General features: G+C 44.7%; 24 protein-coding genes and 1 rRNA gene. 8 read left to right on the top strand and 17 right to left on the bottom strand.

The window, feature by feature from the left end:
• Positions 1-200: 200 nt before the first annotated feature.
• Positions 201-2,111: a methyl-accepting chemotaxis protein gene (locus ACXAGV_RS16940; protein ID WP_474874249.1), complete on the top strand. Its 1,911-nt coding sequence runs from the start codon at positions 201-203 to the stop codon at positions 2,109-2,111.
• 60 nt (positions 2,112-2,171) lie between these two features.
• Here ACXAGV_RS16940 and ACXAGV_RS16935 read toward each other — a convergent pair whose 3' ends face one another.
• Together ACXAGV_RS16935 and ACXAGV_RS16930 are read right to left on the bottom strand one after the other, a co-directional pair.
• Positions 2,172-2,759, bottom strand: coding sequence for a hypothetical protein (locus ACXAGV_RS16935; protein WP_474874248.1), 588 nt, complete (start codon positions 2,757-2,759; stop codon positions 2,172-2,174).
• Between the two features lie 199 nt (positions 2,760-2,958).
• On the bottom strand, positions 2,959-3,813 hold the full coding sequence (locus tag ACXAGV_RS16930; RefSeq protein ID WP_474874247.1) for a hypothetical protein: 855 nt from the start codon (positions 3,811-3,813) through the stop codon (positions 2,959-2,961).
• A 208-nt stretch (positions 3,814-4,021) separates the two neighbouring features.
• On the opposite strand from ACXAGV_RS16930, the gene ACXAGV_RS16925 reads away from it, so the two are divergent.
• Positions 4,022-5,830, top strand: coding sequence for a cation:proton antiporter (locus ACXAGV_RS16925; protein WP_474874246.1), 1,809 nt, complete (start codon positions 4,022-4,024; stop codon positions 5,828-5,830).
• Between the two features lie 272 nt (positions 5,831-6,102).
• On the opposite strand, the gene waaA is transcribed toward ACXAGV_RS16925, so the two are convergent.
• Positions 6,103-7,413 (bottom strand): lipid IV(A) 3-deoxy-D-manno-octulosonic acid transferase, encoded by a 1,311-nt coding sequence (gene waaA, locus ACXAGV_RS16920; RefSeq protein WP_474874245.1) that lies wholly within the window; start codon positions 7,411-7,413, stop codon positions 6,103-6,105.
• 129 nt (positions 7,414-7,542) lie between these two features.
• Here waaA and ACXAGV_RS16915 point away from each other — a divergent pair, with 129 nt between their 5' ends.
• Both ACXAGV_RS16915 and ACXAGV_RS16910 read left to right on the top strand, forming a co-directional pair.
• Positions 7,543-8,616, top strand: a complete 1,074-nt coding sequence (locus ACXAGV_RS16915; RefSeq protein WP_474874244.1) for a glycosyltransferase family 9 protein — start codon at positions 7,543-7,545, stop codon at positions 8,614-8,616.
• A gap of 1 nt (position 8,617) precedes the next feature.
• On the top strand, positions 8,618-9,724 hold the full coding sequence (locus tag ACXAGV_RS16910; RefSeq protein ID WP_474874243.1) for a glycosyltransferase family 4 protein: 1,107 nt from the start codon (positions 8,618-8,620) through the stop codon (positions 9,722-9,724).
• A gap of 95 nt (positions 9,725-9,819) precedes the next feature.
• Here the strand turns inward: ACXAGV_RS16910 and rpsQ are convergent, their stop codons facing one another.
• From rpsQ to rpsJ, 11 genes are read right to left on the bottom strand one after another with little or no spacing between them, the layout of a single operon-like run.
• On the bottom strand, positions 9,820-10,077 hold the full coding sequence (rpsQ, locus tag ACXAGV_RS16905; protein ID WP_012516966.1) for a 30S ribosomal protein S17: 258 nt from the start codon (positions 10,075-10,077) through the stop codon (positions 9,820-9,822).
• Positions 10,077-10,268, bottom strand: a complete 192-nt coding sequence (rpmC, locus tag ACXAGV_RS16900; protein ID WP_012516965.1) for a 50S ribosomal protein L29 — start codon at positions 10,266-10,268, stop codon at positions 10,077-10,079. The genes rpsQ and rpmC overlap by 1 nt, the downstream gene beginning before the upstream one ends.
• Positions 10,268-10,678, bottom strand: coding sequence for a 50S ribosomal protein L16 (gene rplP / locus ACXAGV_RS16895; protein ID WP_012516964.1), 411 nt, complete (start codon positions 10,676-10,678; stop codon positions 10,268-10,270). The genes rpmC and rplP overlap by 1 nt, the downstream gene beginning before the upstream one ends.
• A gap of 2 nt (positions 10,679-10,680) precedes the next feature.
• A complete protein-coding gene (gene rpsC / locus ACXAGV_RS16890; protein WP_014947978.1) occupies positions 10,681-11,385 on the bottom strand; it encodes a 30S ribosomal protein S3 in 705 nt (234 codons plus the stop codon).
• 9 nt (positions 11,386-11,394) lie between these two features.
• Complete coding sequence (rplV, locus tag ACXAGV_RS16885; protein WP_012516962.1) at positions 11,395-11,727, bottom strand: 50S ribosomal protein L22; 333 nt, start codon at positions 11,725-11,727, stop codon at positions 11,395-11,397.
• An 11-nt stretch (positions 11,728-11,738) separates the two neighbouring features.
• On the bottom strand, positions 11,739-12,014 hold the full coding sequence (rpsS, locus tag ACXAGV_RS16880) for a 30S ribosomal protein S19 (RefSeq protein WP_012516961.1): 276 nt from the start codon (positions 12,012-12,014) through the stop codon (positions 11,739-11,741).
• A 15-nt stretch (positions 12,015-12,029) separates the two neighbouring features.
• Positions 12,030-12,854, bottom strand: coding sequence for a 50S ribosomal protein L2 (gene rplB, locus ACXAGV_RS16875; RefSeq protein ID WP_012516960.1), 825 nt, complete (start codon positions 12,852-12,854; stop codon positions 12,030-12,032).
• 14 nt (positions 12,855-12,868) lie between these two features.
• Entirely contained in the window at positions 12,869-13,168 is a 300-nt protein-coding gene (gene rplW, locus ACXAGV_RS16870; RefSeq protein WP_012516959.1) for a 50S ribosomal protein L23, read from the bottom strand.
• Positions 13,165-13,770 (bottom strand): 50S ribosomal protein L4, encoded by a 606-nt coding sequence (rplD, locus tag ACXAGV_RS16865; RefSeq protein WP_118490523.1) that lies wholly within the window; start codon positions 13,768-13,770, stop codon positions 13,165-13,167. Before rplD ends, rplW begins: the two co-directional genes overlap by 4 nt.
• Before the next feature lie 18 nt (positions 13,771-13,788).
• Positions 13,789-14,427, bottom strand: a complete 639-nt coding sequence (gene rplC / locus ACXAGV_RS16860; RefSeq protein ID WP_014947975.1) for a 50S ribosomal protein L3 — start codon at positions 14,425-14,427, stop codon at positions 13,789-13,791.
• An 18-nt stretch (positions 14,428-14,445) separates the two neighbouring features.
• A complete protein-coding gene (gene rpsJ, locus ACXAGV_RS16855) occupies positions 14,446-14,757 on the bottom strand; it encodes a 30S ribosomal protein S10 (protein ID WP_010179497.1) in 312 nt (103 codons plus the stop codon).
• Between the two features lie 430 nt (positions 14,758-15,187).
• Between rpsJ and ACXAGV_RS16850 the strand changes: the two genes are divergently transcribed.
• Together ACXAGV_RS16850 and ACXAGV_RS16845 are read left to right on the top strand one after the other, a co-directional pair.
• Positions 15,188-17,404: a GspE/PulE family protein gene (locus ACXAGV_RS16850; protein WP_474874242.1), complete on the top strand. Its 2,217-nt coding sequence runs from the start codon at positions 15,188-15,190 to the stop codon at positions 17,402-17,404.
• 109 nt (positions 17,405-17,513) lie between these two features.
• Entirely contained in the window at positions 17,514-18,008 is a 495-nt protein-coding gene (locus tag ACXAGV_RS16845) for an SEL1-like repeat protein (protein ID WP_474874241.1), read from the top strand.
• A gap of 79 nt (positions 18,009-18,087) precedes the next feature.
• Here the strand turns inward: ACXAGV_RS16845 and acnA are convergent, their stop codons facing one another.
• Complete coding sequence (gene acnA / locus ACXAGV_RS16840; protein WP_474874240.1) at positions 18,088-20,805, bottom strand: aconitate hydratase AcnA; 2,718 nt, start codon at positions 20,803-20,805, stop codon at positions 18,088-18,090.
• A gap of 488 nt (positions 20,806-21,293) precedes the next feature.
• On the opposite strand from acnA, the gene ACXAGV_RS16835 reads away from it, so the two are divergent.
• Both ACXAGV_RS16835 and gpmA read left to right on the top strand, forming a co-directional pair.
• The gene (locus ACXAGV_RS16835; RefSeq protein ID WP_014947971.1) at positions 21,294-21,755 is read left to right on the top strand and encodes a cupin domain-containing protein; all 462 of its coding nucleotides are present in this window, start codon (positions 21,294-21,296) and stop codon (positions 21,753-21,755) included.
• 177 nt (positions 21,756-21,932) lie between these two features.
• Positions 21,933-22,679 (top strand): 2,3-diphosphoglycerate-dependent phosphoglycerate mutase, encoded by a 747-nt coding sequence (gpmA, locus tag ACXAGV_RS16830; protein ID WP_474874239.1) that lies wholly within the window; start codon positions 21,933-21,935, stop codon positions 22,677-22,679.
• 66 nt (positions 22,680-22,745) lie between these two features.
• Here the strand turns inward: gpmA and ACXAGV_RS16825 are convergent, their stop codons facing one another.
• Together ACXAGV_RS16825 and rrf are read right to left on the bottom strand one after the other, a co-directional pair.
• The gene (locus ACXAGV_RS16825; protein WP_474805818.1) at positions 22,746-23,747 is read right to left on the bottom strand and encodes a branched-chain amino acid aminotransferase; all 1,002 of its coding nucleotides are present in this window, start codon (positions 23,745-23,747) and stop codon (positions 22,746-22,748) included.
• Positions 23,748-24,249: 502 nt separating this feature from the next.
• Positions 24,250-24,330: ribosomal RNA gene (gene rrf, locus ACXAGV_RS16820) — 5S ribosomal RNA — on the bottom strand; the annotation flags it as partial.

Below are 24,330 nucleotides of genomic sequence, written 5' to 3'. Positions count from 1 at the left end.
ATTTATCGGCAAAAAGTATAAACTTTGCTGGGAATAGGTCGATAACTTCTCTGCGCATTAAAAATAATAAAAGCATTAGCGTAAGAATCATAAAGTAGTACTGGCCAGCTTAGGATCCAGTATCAGACGTTGCTGTGCCTGCAATGCCACGTCACCTTTAATCTATTAATTTTCAGCATTAACTTACGTGGTCGAAAGTCATGACTTTCAGTATTAAACAAAAACTCATTATTTCTCTTATTGTGGCAGTACTTGCCGCAGCTATTCTTGTAGGTTCAATTAGCCAATGGATTGCCCGTGATCTCGTTAAAGAGAACATGGAAGAACTACAGCTTCCTTCTTTACTGAAACAGGTTGGCAACCGCGTAGACAGAGAGGCTAGCGTGATGCTTACCGTAGCACACAGCATTGCCTCTAACCCGGATATTCTTGCTTGGTCATCAGCCGGCGCCGATTCGGCAGGCGAGCGTCGTCTACTGGGCTATCTAAATAATATCGTTGAATTTAATGATTTAACCGTAGCCTCATTTGTAGACAGAACCACCTACAAATATTGGAACCAAGATGGCTTTTTGCGTGAACTTCAAAACGACGAATTTGATGGATGGTTTTTCGCTTATAAGAATAGTGGCGAGCCCATCTCGCTGAGTTTATACAATGAACCTGGACAGGGTTACCGCCTGTTTGCGAATTATCAACAAGTAAACGGCAGAGGTATGTCGGGTGTCGCTAAGTCGGTAGATGAGTTACTGGGTATTATCAACGCCGTCAAAATTGCGCAAACCGGATTTGTTTTTCTAGTTGATGGTAGCGGCACTATTATCGCTCATCCCAATACCGAGTTATTAGGCAAAGCCAAATTAGCGTCAATCAGCGATTCAAGCACTGCAGGGCAATTACTTAACCGTCAGAGCTTTGCCATGTCTACCAGCGACTCTGCTGGTGACACACAACTGTTTGCCAGTACCTATGTGGAAAAAGCCGGTTGGTACGTAGTAGCTCAAGTTCCCGAGCACGAACTCTATGCATCTTTAGATGCTGGTAGTCGCCAAATCATTATTTGGGCGTTGATAATAGCCGGTGCTTTTGCATTTATCGGAATATGGCTGGCTGGCACCCTAACTAAACCACTTGAATCACTTGCCGATGTTTTCCAGCAACTTGGCAGAGGACAAGGCGATTTGCGCTCGCGAATTCCTATGCCAGAACAAAAAGAAATTGCCCGCTTAGTAGAGGGGTTTAATAACTTTATCGATCATCTACACGGCACTATTTCTAAGGTAGCTAAAACAAGCCATGCATTAAAAGCATCGGCACAAGACGTTGCGAAACAGTCGCATCAAACTGAGAATTCCACCAAGAGCCAGCGCGATCAGACCTTACAGGCAGCAGCCGCGTTAACCGAGATGGGCAGTACGGTAAATGAAGTGGCCCAGTCTGCGACCCATGCGGCACAAAATGCGAATTTAGCAACCACAAACTCGGCTCATGGTCGTGAAATTACCCAGCGAGCGGTGCATGCGATAAACGGCTTGTCAGAGCAAATTCAAGATGTATCACGGGTTATTCAGTCCCTAGATGAACACACAGCAGCCATTGGCGGAATCCTTGACACGATAAGGGGCATTTCGGAGCAAACCAACCTACTTGCGCTTAATGCGGCTATTGAAGCAGCGCGGGCTGGCGATCATGGCCGAGGCTTCTCTGTCGTCGCGGATGAAGTTCGCACTCTAGCCCAACGTGCCGCTCAAGCGACTGATGAGATACAGATTAAAATTGATAAGTTTCAGCAAGACTCCAAATCAGCAGTTTCGCAAATGGAGTCAAGCCGTGCGCGCACAACCGATGTGGTAACCGCAACCAATGAAATCGACAAACTGCTTCAAGATATTGCCGAAGAGATTGCTCATATCAATGATGTGAATACGCAAGTAGCGACGGCTACGGAAGAACAAGCAACTGTGGTTGAAGATATTAGTCGAAACATTAACGACATTAGTGCATCAAGTGAAGAGACCCTGAATGCGACCAAAATTTTGGTTAGCGTGAGTGACAAGCTCGACGAACTGGCACAAGAACTCTCGTCTGAAGTAAGCCGATTTAAGCTTTAAGTTTACTTAAACCGCATTACGTACAAATCGTTGAGATAACACAACCTTATGCGCCATCATTTAGAAGGTGATGGCGTATTGCAGTTTTACTTGATTATCACGGCTTGAACGCCATGGTAGTTGAAGTGACGCATCACCACTCTCCCACGACTCTCGCATAGCGCCTACGGTGAGTAAGTGCTTATCTTCGTTAAATGGAACTTCAACATATAAGCCAGCCGTTGAGCTAGTTGGTAGTCTTATCGTATCGGCAACCGGTATACGCATCTCATGGCGGGGGCGTATTTTATGGCTAAATCCTACACGATAGCCCCCTCTATCCCACCAGCTAACTACTTCAAATTCATGACTTCTGACACGCTGCGACAAAACTCCGTAGTCAAGAAGACCTTTGTTGTAGTGCACAATCGCTTCAACGTTAAACATCGGCGCTATTTTTTGGCTGAACGCTAATTGATATTGCTTCTGCTTACAGCCTTTAAATTTAATCTTATTTTTGGTGAGGGTCAGAGAGAAGGTATCATCGCTGTCTGAATATTTGTTGAGCCATTGCTGAGCCTTTTCAACCACAGAGGCATTAGCTGCTCCTGCCATTAATAGACATGGGCAAACACACATTACTAAAAAGGACTGGTGTAAACGTCTCATTTTGATTGCCTCTGAAATTGTGGTTGGCTACAACTTGTTCAGTCACAATTTGAGTATAGACGGTAGTACGGCCAGTTGGGTATTAGCCATTTTACTAACATGGACTAAAAGATAACTTTAAAGGAATGATGATAAGTCACACAACCAGTGACGACGTATGCACACGATAAGCTAGCCGCGCTGACATATCAGGGGGTGCTTACCTTGATACAACCTGTGAGCTAGATAGAGATGCTTTGCGCTCTTCCGTCGCTTCCTCGCTAAACCAATAGGTGCCGTTAGTATCCACACACACACCTTCAACTTGCTTATATTGTTTTATTGGCCAAACATTAAGAAGCGCATAGTCTTGCGAGATTTGTGCGATAAACGTAGCAAAATTGCCAAAGGGGTCTGATTTATAACCTGTGATAACAAACTTGCCTTGATGACGGTCGAAGTCAACGCCCGTAACCACACCAGGCAGGCCATCAATTGATGTAAAAGGGCTGATAGTTTGTTCAATCTCCCCTTCGTTAACTTTGTAAACATGAGTTATGCCCGTTCTCCAGCTTTTCGAGAACAAGAGAAGTTCATCACCATGCTTAACCATTGCTTCTGAATCAAAATCATGAGCGTATGGGATATTAATGTTAGCGTTATTACCCGCATATTTTAGCGTAAAGGTGGTAATTTCATTTGCGTTACGGCGACTTACTTTGTGAACCTCTACCTTTTCTCTGTTGCCTTTGTTGTTTCCGACATCGGCTATATAAAACGACGTGTCGTCAGCCGTTATGGCTTCCCAGTCTCTATTAGTAAGCGGTAAGCGCGTGCGCTCAATTATTTCACCTTGATAGTTAATGCGATAAATAACGGGCGCATTTCCGGAATCGTTGAGCGAAAACATGCTATCGACGTCGCAAAATAAACCAGAGGTTTCTGACAGTTCTTCAGGTAATTTAACAGTACTGTTCACGATCAATGAAGCAATTGGAGTGGGATATTGAGTCGCGCATGCCGAGATTAGCAAAAGCGCTAACGGTAAAAGCGTAAGTTTAAAAAAGCGGCTCAAAAAAATAACTCCAGAATAAACGATAAGTACAAATAATAACAAAGCTTGAAACATCAACATGCATATTACAACGCTAAAGACAGTCTATTGGTCTAAACTTCTTACCCAAGCGTATATCGCTGTAAGCTTAACTTGTTCTAAAGTCTCAGTATGATAAATGATTAAGCTAATATACGATGGAATAATAACAACTTCTTAAGGATTCACTTTGTCAGACCCGCTTCTCTCACTCGTTGCAGTAGGGCTATTGTCCATTACCTGCCAATACTTAGCTTACAAAGTTAGGTTGCCCGCTATTCTGCCATTGTTAATTGTTGGTATCGTTGTTGGACCAGTGTTTGGTGTGCTTAATGCAGACGATCTATTTGGTGACCTACTGTTTCCGGTTGTTTCTCTTTCTGTCGCCATTATCCTGTTCGAAGGCTCACTGACGCTAAAATTTGGTGATATTGCCGGCCATGGCAATATGGTGAGGAATCTATGCTCTATCGGTGTATTAGTCACCTGGGTGGTTGCCGCGACAGCCGCACACTATAGCCTAGACCTTTCATGGCAGTTGTCCTTTTTGTTCGGTGCTATCGTTACTGTAACTGGCCCTACCGTTATTGTTCCCATGCTAAGGACAGTTAGACCAAAAACTAACCTTGCCAATATCTTACGTTGGGAGGGGATTGTTATCGACCCTATTGGCGCTTTGCTAGCGGTGCTGGTATTCGAATTTATCGTAGCGTCACAAGAAACAGCTATCACACATACGCTCATTGCCTTTGGAAAAACCGTTGGTATTGGGTCTGTATTGGGACTTGCCTCAGGCTATTTACTGGGTCTATCTATTCGTAAGGAATGGATCCCTCACTATTTGCTCAACACCGCTGTGTTAACCGTTATTTTAGGTGTATTTGCTGCATCAAATTACGTAGCACATGAATCGGGCCTTTTGGCTGTGACCATCTCTGGCATGGTGTTAGCCAATATGAAAGATGTTGATGTAGAAGACATCCTCGAATTTAAAGAAACCTTAAGCGTGTTACTTATTTCAGGCTTGTTCATATTGCTTGCCACCCGACTGAACTTACAGTCTGTCATCGATGTAGGATGGGGCTCGATTGTGGTGCTAGCCGCTATTATGTTTGTAGCTCGGCCTCTGTCAGTATTAGCATCATCCATTGGTACTGGGCTTAAGCTTAATGAATTAGCGTTGCTAAGTTGGATTGCCCCACGTGGTATCGTTGCTGCAGCAGTCTCAGCCCTGTTCTCTCTTAAGCTTGAAGAAATCGGCTACGAAGGAGCGGGCATTATAGTGCCTATCGTATTCATGGTGATTATCGCGACAGTTGTGGTACAGAGCCTTACATCACGCACCGTTGCGTCGTTACTTAAAGTACGTGCCCCTGCTCCAACTGGCTACCTCATTTTTGGTGGCAGCAAATTTAACCGCGCCTTGGCGTGTGAAATGCTAAATCAAAAATTAGACGTGACAATTGCAGATACCAACTGGGATGCCATTAGAGAAGCGCGCATGATGGATATTCCGGTGTATTTCGGAAACCCTATGTCCGATCATGCAGCCCGACACCTCGATTTAAACACCTTTGGCACTGTATTAATAATGTCGCCCTACAAACAATTGAACCCGCTTATTGCCTATCACTTTGAATACACTATGGGTAAGGACAAAGTGTGGGCGCTTACTAATAACGAGCAGTCAACGCGACCTAGTCACCAAGTAAGCGAACAGTACGCTAAAAAGCTAACGTTATTTGATGAAGGTGTAACTTATGGTTACTTAGCGTCTGCTATAGCCCGTGAATCTGCGGTTAAAACTACCCGTCTTTCAGAAGAGTTTACCTTTGAGCAGTATACGAAGCAGTATGGCGAGCGCGCTACGCCACTTATTGCCATTAACGCCGAAGGTAAAAGCTACACCTTTATTAACGGAAACAGCATTCAGCCGAAAGCTGGCTGGCGTGTTATCAGCTTGATTGAGCCAGAGCCTGAACAAAATGTAGAAGAGTAAAAGTAAGAAAACCTCCTGCCAGCCGGCAGGAGGTCTCTCCCTGGAGAACACGTAACACAGTGCCCTTTTTAAAAGTGCGTAGTTATTTGGATTTTACTGTTGTTACACTGTCGTTGTCTCTATAGCAAAGAGTAGACCAAACTAATAAAAAGCATATCTTACAACCACTTATATTAATTTACACGTTCTAGCTTTGCAGCCATCTCAAAGAAGCCCCCATTAAAGTGCACAATGCGCACTATTTAGGGGCCCATTTTTTAACCATAAAACAATTAGTTAACGTATTTTCGTATACACTTAACAGTAGACTCGAGAGCACCGCTATTTTCTTCCAAGACTTTACGACCAGCTCGTCCTGCCTTTTCTCGCTCACTCGGGTTATGTAACCATCTACTAAGAACCGTTGATATTGTTTCTCCACTTTCAACTTTTACCAAGGCGCCGCATTCTTCTAAGTAACTGCAGATAACCGGATTATTATAAGTGTGAGGGCCCATTATTATCGGAATGGAAAAGCTTGCAGGTTCAAGGGCATTGTGTCCCCCTCTATCAGCTATTGAGCCGCCAACGAAAGCGAAAGAAGCTACCGCATAGGCATCGTTTAATTTCCCCATCTCATCAAGCAACACCACATTGGTATCTTCTGGTACAGATTGCACCTGAGAAGTTCGCACAAAGGGTAGTGATTTAGCTTCAATAAGTTTCGCTACTACATCGAATCGCTCGGGGTGACGCGGAACAATAATTACTTTTAAGGAAGGACTTTTTTGCCACAACTCTTTGGCCGCTTTAAGTACTGCTTCCTCTTCAAGGTCGTGAGTACTTCCTGCAACAAGTATAGGGTAATCTGCTTGATTCAAACCTAAGAACGAATGGCCCGGAACTGTAGCAGAGGCAACTTGGTCGAACTTGATGTTGTTAGTAAGCGTAAGCTTTTTATCAGGCACCCCAAGCCATGCGTAATTTTTGTAGTCGCGCTGCCCTTGGGCGCATATATGGTAAAGCTTAGCGAGCATAGGGTTAAACAACTTACCAATCTTTTTATAACGTCTGGCAGACCTATCGGTCATGCGAGCGTTGACGACCATTACAGGTATATCTCGTTTCCAGCATGCATGGATGAGATTAGGCCATAACTCTACCTCGGTAATTAGCACAGCTTTGGGCTGAATTCTTTTTAGCATTCCTGCCATGGCCATGTGTAAATCGTAAGGTAAATAAAAGTGATGCACACTGCCACCGAATATTGCCCGAACACGCGCAGAGCCTGTAGGCGTAGTGGTAGTCACCGTAATCTGACAATCGGGTTCTTCTTGCATAATACGCTTAATCAAACAAGAAGCTGCAACTACCTCTCCCACAGAAACGCAGTGAAATAAGTAACCGTCTTTTTTAGGCGCATGGGCGACGAAGCCAAAACGTTCAAACCTTCTTCGGTTATAGTCTTTGTTTCTGGTAGCACCTCTTAACATCAGCTGCAAAAAGGCGAAGGGAATAATGAACACCAATATCAGCGAATATCCCCATCGGCATATATCTTCTATTAGTGTGGGTTTGTAGCCGTTACGCTCGGCAGCAAACATAAATTGTCCTTAATGGTAAAAATAAACGCATACATAATCGTTAATACAATGTGCGTCATTAAAGTGTCGTCAAACTGTGATGTTATTGCTAGCTAGTTAGCTTCACGTGAATTTCGAAAGCCTATTCTAATGCCTAAAGACGTACAACAAATTCTTTTTATCAGGCTTAGCGCAATTGGCGATATTGTAATGGCTTCTGGCCTACCGTCTAGCATTAAGCAAAGTTATTCCCAAAGTGGTAAGACTGTTGAATTAACCTGGCTAGTAGAAGCCCCCTATGCCGAATTAGTTAGCAGCCACCCCTATGTCGACCACGTTATTCTGTGGCCCAAAAACGAATGGCGCTCTCTGTTAAAGGCTAAAAAATACTGGGCGCTTTTTAAAACTATAAAAGCGTTTAGACAGCAGCTCAGAGAAAAGAACTTCAAAGTGGCAATTGAAGCACAAGGTCTGTTGAAAAGTTCCTTGTTCGCTTACATCAGTGGTGCTTCAGAGCGCGTAGGTTTTAAAAGCAAGGAAAATAGCCAAAGATTACTTACGCTCGCGGTAGATAAACCAACATCACAACAGATTAGCAGCGAATATCGACATCTTGCTAAAACACTATATTCACTTTGCAGCACTGAAAATAATGATAGCTCAGGCTATGAAATGTGCATTAGATCAAGTAGCGCTGCCATGCAGTCAGCGATATCAAAAACTAGGCATTTAGGTTTAACACAACCTTTTATAGCCATCGCGCCTTTTACCACTCGCCCTCAAAAGCATTGGCCTTGTGAACACTGGCAAAATTTAATTCACAAGATACGCAAACACTCTAGTTTACCTATCGCTATTTTGGGAGGCCCTGGAGATACTGCAAAAGCTGAAGCCTTAACCTTTGAATGTAACGGGGTAGTTTCGCTGGCAGGAAAAATTAGTTTAGAGGAGTCTGTAAGCGTGCTATCGCTTTGCCATGCGTTTGTCGGTGTAGATACGGGTCTTACCCATTTAGCAACAAGCTATAAAAAACCTACTATTGCCATTTTTGGTTCTACGAGACCCTACACTATCACTGACAATGCAGATACCCATGTATTGTTTGAAGATATGCCTTGCGCACCATGCAAACGAAAACCCACGTGCAATGGGCGCTTTGACTGCATGAAGCGAGTGACACCTAACCATGTCTTTAATCAGCTTAAACCATATATAAACCACTAATATGAGCAACAGGCATTCTTTCAATATTAACGTGTTGCATATCGAATTAGGAAGGCATTTATACGGTGGTGCGAAGCAAGTAACTTATCTTATCGATGCGCTAGATAAAGACAGTAGGTTTACCCAACATCTTGTTTGTGCCGCTAATAGCGAAATCAGTCGTTACGATTTTCACGGCTGTAATACCCACCCTATAGGCTACAAAGGCGATACCGACCTAATAGGCTTTAAGCGTTTGCTTAATGCTGTAAAACGTACTAAGCCCGATGTGATTCACGTACATAGTAGACGAGGCGCTGATGTCTGGGGCGCACTTACAGCAAAATTCACTGGAATACCGGCGGTATGTACCCGACGTGTAGATAACACTGAAAGTATATTCGCTCGCTTTAAATATCGAGAATACGAAGCTGTTATAAGCATATCGGAGGGTGTGTACAGAGTTGTCTCAGAGCATTGCGAAAAAGTAAAATACCAAGGGGTTATTCACTCTGCCGTCGACCAAGAAGAATACGGACAGCCGGTTGACCAGCAGTGGTTAAGAAGTACGTTTAATATTCCTCAGCATCACTTCATTATCGCTAATTTTGCACAATATATCCCCCGTAAAGGGCAGGCCGATTTGATACTCGCTATGCGGGAACTAACAACGCAATTCAATAACCTAACTTGCCTTCTTTTTGGTAAGGGCTCGCAAGAAGAGCACTATAAGTCGTTGATCGACAGTTACAACCTGCACAGTAGCGTAAAGCTGTGCGGGTTTACAAACGACGTTGCTAGCATATTGCCTAATATAGACGCTCTGGTTCACCCCGCTTACGCTGAAGGCCTTGGCGTCATACTTCTTCAAGCAGGGATAAGCAAATGTGCTGTTGTATCAACCCCCGTTGGCGGAATTCCGGAAATTATAAAACACAAGGAAACGGGTTTAATGGTAAGTCCTGGAGATGTCAGCGGGCTTGTGCAAGCAGTAAGCTCATTGATAGCGGAACCCGAGCAAAAGATAGCGTTAGGCAAAGCACTTCATCAGCATGTGATAACACACTTTAGCATAGAGAATATGGCAAGAGAGTATGCCGCGCTTTACCACCAGATTGTGAACGCGTAAGTGAAAGGAAGCGTGAGTGCTTTTTTGGACAGGTCAAAGAAAACAAAAAAGCCGCTCGAAAGCGGCTTTTTTAAGACTTTGAAAAAAGTTAGCGATTAAACGCCAGCTTTTTCAACAACGTCAACTAGCATCCAAGACTTGTTCTTAGATAGCGGGCGACATTCACGTACTGTTACTACGTCACCTTGGTTGCACACGTTGTTTTCGTCGTGGGCGTGAAGCTTAGTAGAGCGCTTGATGAACTTCCCGTAGATAGGGTGCTTAACAAAACGTTCAACTACAACAGTGATGGTTTTGTCCATCTTGTTGCTAACCACACGACCTTGTACTGTACGAATTTTTTGCTCAGTCATTACGCATCAGCCTTTTGAGTCAGAATGGTTTTAACACGCGCGATGTTACGACGTACTTTTCTCAACTGATCAGTTTTTTCAAGCTGACCTGTTGTGTGCTGCATGCGTAGGTTGAACTGTTCGCGTAGCAGGTTAATCAACTCTGCGTTCAGCTCTTCTACGCTTTTGTCTTTCAGTTCAGTCGCTTTCATTACATCACCGTCCGAGTTACAAAGGTTGTTTTAAATGGCAGTTTAGCCGCTGCCAATTCAAACGCTTCGCGTGCAAGATTTTCAGGAACACCTTCCATCTCGTAAAGAACACGACCAGGCTGAATTTGGCATACCCAGTACTCAACGTTACCTTTACCTTTACCTTGACGCACTTCAAGAGGCTTCTCAGTAATTGGCTTGTCAGGGAAAACTCGAATCCAAATTTTACCTTGACGCTTAACGTGACGAGTCATAGCACGACGCGCTGCTTCGATTTGGCGCGCAGTCATTCGACCACGGCCAACTGCTTTAAGGCCGTAAGTACCAAAGGCAACAGTGCTACCCGCTGCGAAGCCGCGGTTGCGGCCTTTGTGCATCTTACGGAACTTCATGCGTTTTGGTTGTAACATGATTAGCCCTCTCGCTTAGCGTTGCGGCCTTTCTTCTTAGGTTGAGCAGCTGGTGCTTGCTCTTGAGTTGTAGGTAGACCACCTAGAACTTCACCTTTGAAGATCCATACTTTAACGCCGATGATACCGTAAGTAGTTGACGCTTCAGAGGTTGCGTAATCGATGTCCGCACGGAAAGTGTGCAGAGGAACGCGACCTTCACGGTACCATTCAGAACGTGCAATCTCTGCACCGCCCAAACGGCCGCTAACTTCAACTTTAATACCTTTCGCGCCTAGACGCATTGCGTTTTGAACTGCGCGCTTCATAGCACGACGGAACATAACACGACGCTCTAGCTGGCTAGAGATGCTGTCAGCTACTAGCTGGCCATCTAGCTCTGGCTTACGTACTTCAGCGATGTTGATCTGAGCTGGCACACCGGCTAGCTTAGATACGTAGTTACGCAACTTCTCTACGTCTTCACCTTTCTTACCGATTACTACGCCTGGACGAGCAGTGTGAATAGTCACACGGATGCTCTTAGCAGGACGCTCGATCACGATTTTAGAAAGTGAAGCGTTCTTTAGTTGCTTAGTCAGATACTGACGTACCTGATGATCGTTATACAGGTTGTCTGCATAGTCTGCAGTATTAGCGTACCAGGTAGAAGTCCATGGTTTGCTGATACCCAGGCGTATACCTGTAGGATGTACCTTCTGTCCCATTATCTACTCCTAGTTATCCGCTACAACCACAGTGATGTGACTGCTGCGCTTAAAGATACGATCAGCACGGCCTTTAGCACGTGGCTTGATGCGTTTCATAGTTGGACCTTCGTCAACGAAAACCTTGGCAACGACTAGCTCGTCGATGTCCGCGCCTTCGTTGTGCTCTGCGTTAGCAATCGCAGATTCCAAAACTTTCTTTACTAGCGCTGCGCTTTTCTTCGGGCTGTACGCAAGAACTTCTAAAGCTTTCTCTACGTGTAAACCGCGAATTTGATCCGCAACCAAGCGTGCCTTTTGAGCCGACGTGCGGGCAAAACGGTGTTTAGCTAATGCTTCCATCTTCCTACCCCTTAACGTTTAGCTTTCTTATCCGCGACATGGCCGCGGTAAGTACGCGTTGGCGCAAATTCGCCCAACTTGTGGCCGACCATTTCGTCACTAATAATGACAGGTACATGTTGGCGACCGTTATGGACCGCAATGGTCAACCCAATCATATCTGGGATGATCATAGAACGACGAGACCAAGTTTTGATTGGTTTACGTTCGTTCTTTTCCACTGCAGCCTCTACCTTCTTCAGCAAGTGAAGGTCAATAAAAGGACCTTTCTTGAGAGAACGTGGCATGGTGAATCCTCGCTATTACTTGTTTCGACGACGTACGATAAGCTTATCAGTACGCTTGTTGCTTCGGGTTTTCTTACCTTTGGTAGGAACACCCCAAGGAGTTACTGGGTGACGACCGCCTGATGTACGACCTTCACCACCACCGTGTGGGTGATCAACCGGGTTCATGGCAACACCACGAACGGTAGGACGAATACCACGCCAGCGTGTAGCACCAGCTTTACCTAGTGAACGAAGCATGTGTTCTGCATTACCAACTTCACCAATGGTGGCGCGGCAATCAGAAAGAACTTTACGCATTTCGCCAGAGCGTAGACGTAGGGTAACGTAGTTTCCGTCACGTGCTAGGATCTGAGCGTAAGCACCAGCAGAACGTGCGATTTGTGCACCCTTGCCAGGCTTCATTTCAATTGCGTGTACAACAGTACCTACAGGGATGTTACGCATAGGTAGCGTGTTACCAGACTTGATCGGAGCGCCCGAACCAGACTGGATTGCATCACCTGCTTTCATACCCTTAGGAGCCAGAATGTAACGACGTTCACCGTCTGCGTACAATACTAGTGCAATGTTTGCAGAACGGTTTGGATCGTATTCTAAACGCTCAACTTTGGCTGGAATGCCGTCTTTGTTGCGTTTAAAGTCGATTACACGGTAGTGTTGCTTATGACCACCACCAATGTGACGAGTGGTAATACGACCATTGTTGTTACGACCGCCAGATTTGCTGTTCTTTTCAAGCAAAGGTGCGTACGGTGCACCTTTGTGCAGGTCAGGATTTACGACCTGAACAACGTGACGACGACCGGCAGAAGTTGGCTTAGCTTTCAATAATGGCATTTCTAATCCCCTTCTTACTCAGCACCACCGACAAAGTCGATGTCCTGACCTTCTTTAAGAACCACGTAGGCCTTTTTCCAGTCGCTGCGCTTACCGAAAGACATGCCGTGACGCTTGGTTTTACCCTTAACGTTCACAGTACGAACACCTTCAACTTCAACTTCAAACAGTTTTTCAACTGCAGCTTTGATTTCAGCTTTGTTCGCGTCTTTAGCTACTTTAAATACAACTGTGTTGTTCGCTTCAGCAGCCATTGTAGACTTTTCTGAAACGTGAGGTGCTACTAGCACCTTCAGTAGACGTTCTTCTTTCATGCTAACGCCTCCTCAAGTTGTTTAACCGCATCAGCAGTAATTAGCACTTTTTCAAATGCAATCAAGCTCACTGGGTCGATGCCTGCTACGTCACGTACGTCAACTTTGTACAAGTTGCGCGCCGCTAGGAACAAGTTCTCATCAACTTCTGGAGTAACGATTAGAACATCATTTAGTTCATATTCGTTAAGTGCAGAAATAAGAGCTTTAGTCTTAGGTGCGTCAACACCGAACTTCTCTACAACAACCAAACGGTCTTGACGGATTAGTTCAGACAGGATGCTCTTAAGTGCACCGCGATACATTTTCTTGTTAACTTTTTGGTCAAAGTCACGAGGCTTTGCTGCGAAAGCACGGCCACCGCCAACCCAAATCGGGCTACGGATTGTACCAGCACGTGCACGGCCAGTACCTTTTTGACGCCATGGCTTCTTACCGCCACCACGAACTTCAGCGCGAGTTTTCTGCGCTTTTGTACCCTGACGAGCGCCTGCACCGTAAGCTACAACTACCTGGTGTACCAGGGCTTCGTTGAATTCACGTCCAAAGGTCGCTTCGGATACTTCAAGAGCGCTTTGCGCGTCTTTCAATGTTAATTCCATCAGTTCACTCCCCAGACGTTACGCTTTAACAGCTGGCTTTACGATTACATCGTTGCCAGTTGCGCCAGGTACGGCACCTTTAACTAGGATAAGGCCGTTCTCTACGTCAACACGTACAACTTCCAAAGACTGAGTAGTCACTTGCTTGTTACCAAGCTGACCAGCCATTTTCTTGCCTTTGAATACTTTACCTGGTGATTGGTTTTGACCAATTGAACCAGGTGCGCGGTGTGACAAAGAGTTACCGTGTGTCATACGCTGTGAACTGAAGTTCCAGCGTTTGATAGCACCTTGGAAACCTTTACCTTTTGATGTACCAGTTACATCAATCTTTTTAGTGTCGTTAAAGATTTCAACAGTGATTTCACTGCCTACTTCAATATCGGCACCTTCGTTTTCTTCTAGGCGGAATTCTACTAGAGTGCGTCCAGCTTCAACACCAGCTTTAGCAAAGTGACCTGCTTCAGCTTTGTTGATGCGGTTAGCTTTCTTAGTTCCAGCAGTAACCTGAAGAGCGCGATAACCGTCAGTTTCCTCAGTACGAAGCTGAGTAACGCGGTTTGGGGTCGCTTCAATAACAGTCACAGGGATAGACGTACCATCTTCAGTGAAGATGCGAGTCATACCCACTTTACGACCGACTAGACCAATCGCCATTGTTATAACCCTCTCTTATTAGCCCAGGCTGATTTGAACATCAACGCCAGCAGCCAAGTCCAAACGCATCAACGCGTCAACTGTTTTATCAGTTGGCTCGATGATGTCTACCAAACGCTTGTGAGTACGGATTTCATATTGATCACGCGCGTCTTTGTTAACGTGCGGAGAAATCAGAACTGTATAGCGTTCTTTGCGAGTAGGTAGAGGAATAGGACCACTTACCTGAGCACCAGTGCGTTTCGCAGTTTCAACGATTTCAGCCGTAGACTGATCGATCAACTTGTGATCAAACGCTTTCAAACGAATGCGAATTCTTTGATTTGGCATCGATTAAGCTCCAATCGAAAGAACAAAAAAATTCACCTTTTCTCTTCCATTAATTCCGGAAAGAAAAGATGTGCGTAAACCGATGGTTCCCTATCGGAACCCTGTTCTTTTTTCTAGCACGCCAGCAACAGGCTAATCAGTAATGATGAATCCGTTACTTCGGCAACCACCCTAAAAGCAGTGAGGTTGCGGCTAAAAACTTCATACCCTAATTGGGCAGTGGGCGCGAATTATACAGAAAGCAGAGGGCAATGCAAGAGGCAGTTTGCTTTTTATACACATATTTTTACGCTATAACAGTGTATGTAACTGTCTATAAGTAGTATTGTTGGTTTTATGGTAACAGGATATCTTGATACCCTAGCGTAAAACATGCTTATAGCGTCAAAAGCGTAAAGGAATAGGCGCCAACATTATTAGTAGCGAGAATATGGAAGTAGTAAATAACCAGCAAACATATGCACAAATAAAGCGCATCTTAAATAACCACTCTACGTTGTTAGATGCCTACGGCCTATTAGAACCTATGATACTTGGCTTGTTTGACGCCACACGCATGAGTATTTTTCAACGCCGTCGTCAACACCAAGACCTAGTCGCCAGATTTAAAACAGGTAAAGAAACCCTAGAGATAAAAGTACCGATTAGCCCCATGTCTATTGCTGGCTACGTTGCGCTTTCACAAAAGCCTGTTGTCATTGATGACCCGTACAACCCTACCCTACTTCAAAGCATTCACCCTCGTCTTCGATTTGCCGATAAATTCGATAAAGACAATGACTTTAGAACTCAAAACATTCTTTGCGTACCAATAATGAACGCTGGGGTGTTAATGGGTGTTATTCAGATCATCAATAAGGCAAGCGGCGGGTTTACCGAAGAGGACCTCAAACGTGGGAATGCATTAGCGCTTATTCTTGGTGATAAATTCAGGTTTGAATTAGGCGGCACCAATAACCCATTTGACCTTTTGGTTCACAAAAGCTTACTAGAAGAAGCGACCCTTGCAGATTTACAAGCGACCACACCAGACATTCGCGCTTTGGTGCAGCGGTTAGTATCTGAACATCGTATATCGGAAGATGAAATTGGTAACTCTCTTTCAATTCACTATCAAGTGCCGTTCATTTCTTACCTGCCGGAAAAATATCACAGATTTGAAAACGAAAGTCGCCTAAACGTTTCTTACCTTAAGCGAAACTATGTTGCAGTTATCGCCGATGCACAAGATAAACCCATTGTGCTAATGGCTGAGCCAAACAATGCCGCGCTCTTAATGGAAATTGAAAGCGCTATGGGCATAGATAGCTACGAAATCGCGGTAAGCTTACCCAACCTTATTCTTCAATATCTGGGGGAGAATAGCGGAGGTGGCGGCCCTGGTGAAATGAGCGACATCCTTGATGAAATTGGCTCATCCACCGACGAAAATGAAGATCAGATTGATGAGCTTTCAGACGATGCCCCAGCAGTTGTCCGCTTAGTAAGTCGTATATTGCACGATGCTAAACGTTTAAACGCCTCAGATATTCATATAGACCCTGAAAAGAATGCTCCTACTCGTGTTCGCATGCGCGTGGATGGCGTATGTCGCGATATGAACCAGGTACCTCACTCGCACCATAACGCAGTAATTGCGCGTATTAAGATAATGTCGAACCTTAATATCGCCGAAAAGCGCGTACCTCAGGACGGCAAGCTTGCATTCAGAATGAACGGTAAACTCGTAGAGGTGCGTGTGGCTACTATTCCCACCGTTGCCGGTGAAGGTGTAGTAATGCGTATTTTGGCATCAGGCGGTGCGATGCCTATCGACAAGATGAACCTGGCCCCTACCAACCGCACTAGGTTGGAAGAAATGATTAAAAAGCCACACGGCATTTTGCTTGTTGTAGGCCCCACAGGTTCCGGTAAAACCACTACGCTCCACGCTATATTAGGATATTTGAATACGCCTGAAAAGAAAATTTGGACGGCTGAAGACCCGGTAGAAATCACCCAGCCAGGGCTACAGCAGGTTCAGGTAAGCCCTAAAATTGGCTTTAACTTTGCCGCAGCCCTTCGGGCATTCTTACGTGCAGACCCAGATATCATTCTTATTGGTGAAATGCGTGATAAGGAAACCGCTCACGCTGGCATTGAAGCCTCACTAACTGGTCACTTAGTACTTTCAACGCTGCACACTAACTCAGCGCCAGAAACCATCACCCGTTTACTTGACCTAGGTCTTGATCCGGTAAACTTTTCAGACGCATGCGTAGGTATATTGGCCCAGCGACTTATAAGAACCTTGTGCGGGAACTGTAAAGAGAAGTACGTGGCTGACGAGAAAGATATGGCGTTTATCGAACGCCAATACGGTCAAGAACACTTGTCAGAACTGAACATTCAGGCCCCACTTGAACTCTACAGAGCCAAAGGCTGTGAAGAATGTGGAAATACAGGTTATAAAGGCAGAACAGGTGTGCACGAATTATTGGGGATGACACCAGAACTTCGCTCAATGGTTTATAAAGAAGCCAGCGTTTCACAAATGAAATCACAAGCTGCCAAAGATGGTATGCGCACCCTTGTGCAAGATGCAATTTTCAAAGTGTTAAAAGGCGATACTGATATAGCACAAGTCCAAATTATTGGCGGTGAGTAATTTTTTATTAAGAAAGTCATGCTGTAAACAATTAATAATCTGTACTTAAACACGGTTTGTTAAAAAATAAAAATTATCGTATAACTAAGCAAAAAAGGGAGGGAAACCAATGAAAAAGCTTATTGTTGCCTTTACGGCCATATCTTGTCTTACTTTGTCTTCACCTGTGCTAGCGCAGTCCAAAACCAAGAATCACATTTGGAAGTCGGAGTATCTTTCAACGCTGGATTTAGGGCTACATGCGCTAAAGGCAGAAAAGTATGAGAAAGCGCTGGAGAAGCTTACTGAGTCTGCCAAGATGGGTAACAAAGAAGGTCAGTACTATCTCGCGCAAATGTACTTCCAAGGTTGGGGAACACCCGTTAATTATGAAGAAGGCTGGCTATGGCTAAGTGTAGCTATGGAACAGAAAACAGCAGAGTGGAATCGCTCTTATCGTCAAATCAAAGACGCCCTACCTGAAGAGTATATTAAAGCGCTAGAACCTTACGTCGAAGAATATATCAACCTTTACGGTGCGGAAGCGCAAGATTTAAGATGTGAAAAGCGTTCGGCTATCGGCTCACATATAAAAGAAATCATTTGCGAAAAACGTTACTACTAATAGTTAACTAAATTCAGTTCAAACTGGAGTAAAGGCTGCGGTGAAAACACAGCCTTTACTACGTTTTTAAAATAAATGCTTATTTCTTAAGGTACTCTCGAATAACGTAGTGAAGGATCCCGCCGTTTTCGAAATAAGTAAACTCATTCGATGTATCAATTCTGATATCCATCATGAATGAAGTGGTTTCCCCATCATCAGAAATTGCTTTAACCTCTACCTCATCTTGTCCGCGAACAACAGCATCAATAGAAAACGACTCATTCCCTTTGAGCCCTAACGAACTCGCACTGTCACCTGATTTAAATTGAAGTGGCAAAATCCCCATTCCAATAAGGTTAGAGCGGTGAATTCTCTCGTAGCTCTCGGCTAATACTGCTTTCACCCCCATCAAAGAAGGGCCTTTAGCTGCCCAATCTCGACTTGAGCCAGTACCGTACTCTTTTCCACCTATGACAATGGCTGGTACGCCGTCATCTTTGTAACGCATAGCAGCATGGAAAATAGACATACTATCGCCACTTGGGAAGTGTGTGGTTGCACTGCCTCTTGTGCCGGGTGCTAATTGGTTTTGAAGACGCACGTTAGCAAACGTACCTCTCATCATAACCTCGTGGTTACCACGACGCGATCCATAAGAGTTAAAGTCTTTAGGCTCAACCCCTTGGGCCTGCAGGTACTCTCCGGCTGGGCTATCTTCTGCGATGGCGCCGGCTGGAGAAATATGGTCGGTAGTAATCGAATCGCCCACCTTAACCAAGCATCGTGCGTTTTCAATTGCAGTTAGAGCCTCTGGCTCTTTACCCATTACTTCAAAGAAAGGTGGATGCTTAATGTAGGTTGATTCTGGCCAGTCGTAGACCGATGTTTTACTCACCTGCAGCTCATTCCATTCACCGCTTCCTTTAAATACATCTGCATACTTTTCTTTAAACAAATCACCGGTGACGTTTTCAGCTATATATTGCTGAATTTCGTCTTCGGTAGGCCAGATGTCTTTTAGATATACCGGAGAACCATCACTCGCTTGCCCCAACGGCTCTTTAGTGATATCTACATTCATGTTCCCAGCCAACGCGTATGCAACAACCAGTGGTGGTGATGCAAGGTAGTTTGCAGCCACATCGGGATGGATACGCCCTTCAAAGTTGCGGTTACCAGATAAAACCGAGGTAACCGTAAGTTTCGCTTTTCTTATGGCGTCGGTAATGGCATCAGGTAGCGGTCCAGAGTTACCAATACACGTAGTACAGCCGTAGCCAACCAAGTTAAAGCCCAGTGCTTCAAGCGGGTCCATAAGACCTGCATCTTCTAGATACTGAGTAACAACCTGAGAACCAGGTGCTAATGAAGTCTTAACCCACGGCTTACGAGTTAGCCCTTTTTCCGCTGCTTTCTTCGCAAGCAAGCCTGCGCCAACGAGTACTGATGGATTTGACGTATTAGTACAGCTGGTGATAGCAGCAATTACAATAGCGCCATCTTCAAGGTTGAACTTGCTTCCTCTGAACTCCACGAATGAGTCGTGTTCTTCGTCCACCTCGTCTGTTGTACCCAAACCCGCTTCTGCGATGAGATCGGTTTCTTCATCAAGTACTTTCACGTCAATTTGCGAACGATGCCATTCTTCAAATGCTTCGGCCGCATTATCAAGGGCAATTCTATCTTGAGGACGCTTAGGTCCAGCAAGTGAAGGAACCACCTCATCTAAGTTAAGTTCCAGGGTCTCATGATACTGGGCATCTTTTGAGTGGTCGTCGTGCCATAGGTGGCTGAACTTTGCATATTCCTCCACAAGGGCAATTTGATCTTCGTCTCGGCCGGTGAGTCGCAGGTAATCTAGCGCTACATCATCAATAGGGAAGATTCCGCTAGTAGCCCCGTATTCAGGAGCCATATTTGCTATAGTAGCACGGTCTGCCGTAGTAAGATGCTTAAGACCCGGTCCATAGAACTCTACAAACTTTCCAACAACGCCATGTTCACGTAGTTGTTGTGTGATAGTTAGCACCATGTCGGTGGCGGTTACGCCAGCAGGTAACTTACCTGACAGCCTAAATCCAACGACCTTGGGCAACAGCATGGTAACTGGCTGTCCAAGCATTGCCGCTTCAGCTTCAATACCGCCCACACCCCAGCCTAGTACGCCAAGGCCATTGATCATAGTGGTATGCGAATCTGTTCCTACTAGGGTATCTGGGTAAACCAAGGTTTCCCCATCCTGTTCCTTAGTAAACGCGCAACGAGCAAGATACTCTAGGTTAACCTGATGCACGATACCGCGACCAGGGGGAACCACTTTGAAATTGTCAAAGCTCGACTGACCCCATTTTAGAAATTGATAACGCTCTCTATTTCGCTGGATTTCAATGTCGGTATTCTTTTCAAGCGCATCGTCTTCAGCAAAATGATCTACCATTACTGAGTGGTCAATAACCAGCTCTACTGGGTTGAGTGGATTAATCGCCTGAGCGTCGCCACCTAAACGATTAACCGCATCGCGCATGGCTGCTAAATCAACAATAGCAGGCACACCCGTAAAATCTTGGAGGATGACGCGTGCGGGAACAAAAGACACTTCGTGATCAACGTGATTATCTGTGTCCCACTTTGCTACTTGCTCAATATCGTTGCTGTTAACAAACTCTTGGTCTTCATGACGAATCAGGTTTTCCAAAAGAATTTTGATACAAAACGGAAGCCTGTCGAGCGCATATTTACTGCCTATACCGTCAAAATTAACCGCCTTGAAGTTTTTGCCGTTAACTTCAAGCTGCGAAAAAGACTTATATGTCATACGCTCACCATCCTTCTTTGCCTGTTCGTGAATATTGTGTACGTTTCAATTTTGCCAACGCTAGAAACGAGCAACGTGTTTTTCGTCGCCTTATTTTCCAATTTGTACGGCCTTAACATGAAAAAAAGTTCACCTACTATTAGTAATGGCATCGCTTTTTTAGCTATTTCTCATTATTGGTTTAAACAGACGGATTATGAAGAAGCGCTGTAACAGTTGGAAAAAGCTGACTAGGGCAGATAGCGCTTATTGGTAAGTAAGCTTGGCACATTTTATATTGAGGCTAATTGGTAAGAAAACTTCGCGTATGCACAGAGTACTTGCTGATTAAGATGGTTTACAAATATGCAACATTTCTATTTTCTTATAACGCACCAAACGGTATGCTTAAAAGAAGGTTAAACATTAAATGTCTTAATACATGCTTAGGAAAGCTTTGAGATATACAAGCATTAGTAGTAAGCAATAACAATAATAACGAAGTTATCATGACACACCCGCTAGTTAAGAAGTACAACCTTGCACCTCACCCCGAGGGAGGTTTCTATCGTCAAGTTTTCCGTTCTGAAAACGAAACTAAATCGTTTGTGCACAATGCTAGTCGACCCGCGCTTACTCATATTTATTTTCTTCTGTTAAAGGGACAAGTTAGTCGTTTTCATCGTGTGTTACATGATGAAGTGTGGAATCACTACGAAGGGGCCCCACTACAACTGTTTCAACTTGAAAAACAACAGTTGTGGGAACGTCGCATTGGTGGGCAAAGCACTGACTATGTAGAAGTTGTTAAAGCGGGGAATTTTCAGGCAGCCGCAACTATGGGTGATTACTCACTTGTCGGTTGTACAGTAGCACCTGGCTTCGACTTCGAAGACTTTAGCTTTATTGAAGAGCCATCAATGCAAGAGTGGATAAAAGTTGCTCATCCAGACCTTACCCGTTTTATATAATTATTCCCAAGTTATAGTGATAAACACACGTCTTACCTGCGATTTTGTACCAGCATAAACTGGATTTTTAAGCGCCAATCAAGGATGATAACAGCAGATTTTTAAATATACGTCTGAACGTCCAATTTCAGGAATTATCTCAGACTATTTCACTCTAACGCCGCAGGTAACCCAACTATGTATAAATTGGTACTTATTCGTCATGGAGAAAGTCAGTGGAACTTGGAAAATCGTTTCACAGGCTGGCACGACGTTGACTTGACCGACACTGGTGTAGCACAAGCAAAGACCGCAGGTCAGCTTCTTAAAGATGCTGGATTTACATTCGATCAGGCTTATACGTCTGTACTTCTTCGCGCAATCAAAACACTTAACATTGCACTTGAAGAGATGGGTCAGCACTACCTTCCAGTTGAGCGTCACTGGCGTCTGAACGAGCGTCACTACGGTGCGTTAACAGGTCTAGACAAAGCAGAGACTGCCGCTAAGCATGGTGAAGATCAGGTCAAAATCTGGCGTCGTAGCTTCGACATCCCACCTCCGGCCGTTGAAGATGACAGCGAGCACTTCCCAGGTCATGATCCACGTTACAACAATGTAGATGCTGACATCCTGCCACGTGGTGAAAGTCTAAAACTAACTATCGAACGTGTACTACCATACTGGCACGACGTTATTCGTCCAGACATCCAAGCAGGCAAGCGCGTAATTATTGCTGCGCACGGCAACAGTCTTCGTGCTCTTGTTAAGTACCTTGATGGTATGTCAGACGAAGAAGTGTTGGGTCTAAACATTCCTACAGGTGTACCGCTAGTATACGAACTAGATGAAAACCTTAAGCCAATCTCTAAAGAATATCTTGGCGATGCTGACGCTATCAAAGCAATGATGGATGCAGTCGCTAAGCAAGGCAAAGCGAAGTAATCGATTGCCTTTTTAGAAACGAAAAAGCCTGCGTTCGCAGGCTTTTTTAATGGGTGTCTGATTAGACTAGTTTGGCACTTTCACCAACCAATTGTGAGTGTCTTCGGCCTTACCCCATTGGATATCATTTAACGCCTGTCTTAGCTTCATCGTTACAGGGCCAGCTTCACCGTTACCCACCTGATACTCTCTATCATTGTGAATAAAAGTACCTACCGGTGTAAGTACAGCCGCTGTACCAGACAGCGCTGCTTCAGTGTTCGGTTTAGCTGAACGCTCTAGTAGTTCCTCTACAGTAATATCACGCTCACTCACCTTCATGCCGTGGTCTTTGGCAATTTGAAGAATCGTTGCTCGGGTCACACCGTGTAGGAAGCTAGAATCTAACCCTTTGGTAATGATTTCATCACCATCGATAAGCAGGAAGTTAGCAGCTCCGGTTTCTTGTACATCGCCATTAGGGCAAAACAGAATTTGATCAGCCTGAACTTCTGCACGCGCTTTAAGAATAGGAGGCAACGCACTGGCGTAGTTACCACCGCTTTTTACCATTCCCATGTGCGGCGCACAGCGCATGCCTGTTTCGTCTAACAACAAGCGAAGTGGCTTCAAACCGCCAGCAAAGTAATCACCAACCGGCGATAACAGGACGTATAACATAGAACTTGCCGATGGCGCTGCCGCTTTACCGATAGACGCTTCTGTGCCGATATGCGTAGGGCGGATATACATAGAACCTGGAGGCTCTGGTACTTCAGACGCATATTTAGCAACAATATCGATGATCATCTTTTCGACTTGCGCTTTGTCTACTTCAGGCAAGTTAAGTAGACGGCTACTTTGAGCAAAGCGCTCAATATTCTTATCCATTCTGAAAATGTTGACGCTGCCATCTTCGTGCTTAAATGCTTTCAATCCTTCAAAGCATGTACTTGAGTAATGAAGCACGTGTGCACCAGGGTGCAGCTGAATACTATCTGCACTGACAAATTCGGTGTCAGTCCACTTATCGTTGACAAAGGTAGCAAGTGCCATTTGTGGCATGAATACTGTACCGAATACGGCCATTAGTTCGTCCTATTTACTTCAACTTAAATAATATTCGCAAGAGTTTACCAAAAAACGTGCACATTGCTAAAAGTAAGTCGATTCTATTAAGGCTTTTATCGAATAAGAATGTCTAGAAATACTGACAACACAAACATAATGGGGTCAGAGTACATTCCGAAAATTGGGGTCAGAGTACTTTTTAAAAGATAACGCTTTAAAGTACACTGACCCTACATGTACCTATCTACCGTATTTTCAAACTGCCTATTACATGCCCTAGAGAGTTAAAGAGTTCGGATTATTTAGTTAGCCCACAATAATGGGGTCAGAGTACATTTCTCTGATTTAACGGCACTGGGGGTAAGGGAATGACTATGTTTTGATGCTTAAAGTAATAAAGTACTCTGACCCCATTTTGAGGTTTTGTTTGGGGTGATGGGGATTAATGTACTCTGACCCCAGCATTTTTCTTTCTTCCAAACGCAAAAAACCCGCCGTTAGGCGGGTTTCTCTTAATGGGACCTGGCAGTGTCCTACTCTCACATGGGGAAACCCCACACTACCATCGGCGCTAATACGTTTCACTTCTGAGTTCGGAATG

The organism is Alteromonas sp. ABH4_453 (assembly GCF_056160665.1).
The sequence above is the reverse complement of the archived record's forward strand: the minus strand, read 5'-3'. Positions and strand labels throughout refer to the sequence as shown.